At 36.4% G+C, this 2,260-nt stretch carries 2 protein-coding genes; both read right to left on the bottom strand.

Going from position 1 to position 2,260, the window contains the following annotated elements; genetic code table 11:
* Nucleotides 1-36: 36 nt before the first annotated feature.
* Nucleotides 37-807: an IS21-like element helper ATPase IstB gene (gene istB, locus BTR25_RS26505; RefSeq protein ID WP_075690928.1), complete on the bottom strand. Its 771-nt coding sequence runs from the start codon at nt 805-807 to the stop codon at nt 37-39.
* Nucleotides 800-2,260: IS21 family transposase (gene istA, locus BTR25_RS26500; RefSeq protein ID WP_075690927.1), on the bottom strand; the 1,461-nt coding region annotated here is incomplete at its 5' end. The genes istA and istB, both read right to left, overlap by 8 nt.

Raw genomic sequence — 2,260 nt, 5'->3', positions numbered from 1 at the left:
TGTATTTCGCAAGTGAAAAGTGAGCCATTTCGCAATTTAATTTTGAGCCACCACTTTTTCGGTATTCTCTTTCATCCATTCTTCAGTTTCTCTCATCCTGAATGAAGGGCCAACCATGTTTACTACATGCGATTTATGAGTAAGACGGTCAGTCAATGCAGCTGTTAAAACAGGATCGTGAAAGATTTCCTGCCACTTTAAGAATGACAGATTGCTAGTAATAATAGTYGACTTCCTCCCAGCTCGAAGAGAAAGGTGCGAAAACAATAATTCTGCTCCTTCTTTATCAAATGAAATATAGCCAAGCTCATCAATAATCACAAGGTCATACTTCTCAAATTTTAATTCAAATGTCCTCAGGGTTCTCTCTGATCTATGTTCCTTTAATTGGTTAATAAGAGAGGGGACTGTTGCGAAAAACACTCTATATCCAGCTAGACAAGCTTCCATCCCTAACCCAACGGCTATATGCGATTTCCCAGTCCCAGGAGAGCCTGTTAAAATAACATTTTGGCCCTCCTTAATAAAATCAAGCGATTTTAGCTGAGGTAATTTTTGCTGTGCTTGCTCGGGCAAATAGTCCACAATTAATTCATCTAGTAACTTTTTCTGCGGAAAATTCGCTGCTCGGATTCGGTTCTGCTTCGCACGTATAAATCTATCTTTTTTTTCTTGTAAAAGCACCTTTAGTAATATTTCAAATGCCTGATCGGGATCATTAAAACTAGTTTTATCAAGAACCATTCTCCTGATACTTGGCAGGCGAAGTTCCTTACATATTTCGATTAGTTGTTGTTTATTATCCATAGTGAGCCACTTCCTCTTTTTGATTAAACATATTTGCGTATGCTTTCATATTTTTTTCAGATTGATGTGCGGTTTCATCTTGATAAACTCCATCTGCTTTAACAGGAGTACTCTGCTCACAAATAAACAAGATTCTTTCCGTAGAAACATACCCAGTTCGAATATTATTCAACTGCTTAACAGCCCCTAATACACATTCAAGCTTATTGTTTTCCCGCATATAGAAGAGTAACTCTATGAATTCTTTCTCTTTTCCGATATAATGATTATTGTATAAGTTTTTTATTTGTGAAGGTGCCTGTCTCAAACATTCACTTTGAGCGAGGGCACCCTTTTTCTTTTTGAACGTATCTAAATAATGGTATATATCCATTTCCCATTGATGTACGCCCCAGTTCCTTGGATGTTCTGCTACTAAACTCCCATTTATAAATAACTTTATTGTTTCCGCACCGGCTTTCGCTTTTATATAGGTACCAACGTGCCCTTCGGGTACGGAATAATGGTTTTGGTTGATGACTACCGTACTGTATTTATCTACAAGGCACTCTATTAATTCTGCCGAATCGAATGGGGTCATGTTGACCTTTTGTCCTTTTTCCTTCTCCGTTCTCATAAGCTCAATATGTTTTTGTTTATGTTCATGATGATCTCTTAAATTCAGTTTTTTTAATGTTTGAAGGAGATGATTCTGAGCTGCTCTTAAGCTAGTAAAAGAGTGCTGTGATGCAAATGCCTTTCTTCTTATAAACTCTACACTACGCTCTACATGACCTTTCTCATTTCCTTTTCTAGCTTGGCATAATCGAATTTTAAATTGATAATAGTTTGATAGATTTACCATGCTGTCGGTGATGGTTTTCTCATTACCAATGAATGATTTTACAACGGTTCTCATATTGTCATAGACAAATACCGCAGGTATAAAGCCCACATGTTCTATAAACTTTGTATGAACATCTAGGACACAAACCTGTGATTCAGATTGATATAATCTTGCGAATCGATAATTGCCATATGGTAATGTAAATACAGCTAATGAATATGCTTTTAGCTTTCCATCAATCTCAAGCTTTACTTCTCCCCAATCAAACTCAACTTCATAACCTGGCTCACAATACTTTCGAATAAATACTTCCCTTGATTTTGCCGTTTCCTGATTAACAAAATTACGAACAGTTGTGTAACTAATTGAATAGCCCGCTTCTAGTAGCTTTTCATGCATGTCCACTATTTTCATCTGTTGTTTTTTCATATAGTGATTTCGTTTCCACTCATTGTCCGTGATGTACTTGCGTAATTTATTTTTAATTTCTGCTGTTAATACTTTCTTTTTTCCTATTCTTTTCTTATAAGTTGGCGGACTCATTACACTTTCTGGTATGGGTAACTTTCGCACATCCTCTAGTTTACTTTCCTCAAACTCACGAATGTACTTAGCTACTGTGTTCCT

The organism is Bacillus sp. MRMR6 (genome assembly GCF_001940785.1).
GTDB lineage: Bacteria > Bacillota > Bacilli > Bacillales > Cytobacillaceae > Neobacillus.
Note: the sequence above shows the minus strand (reverse complement) of the source record. Positions and strands in the feature narration are given on the sequence as shown.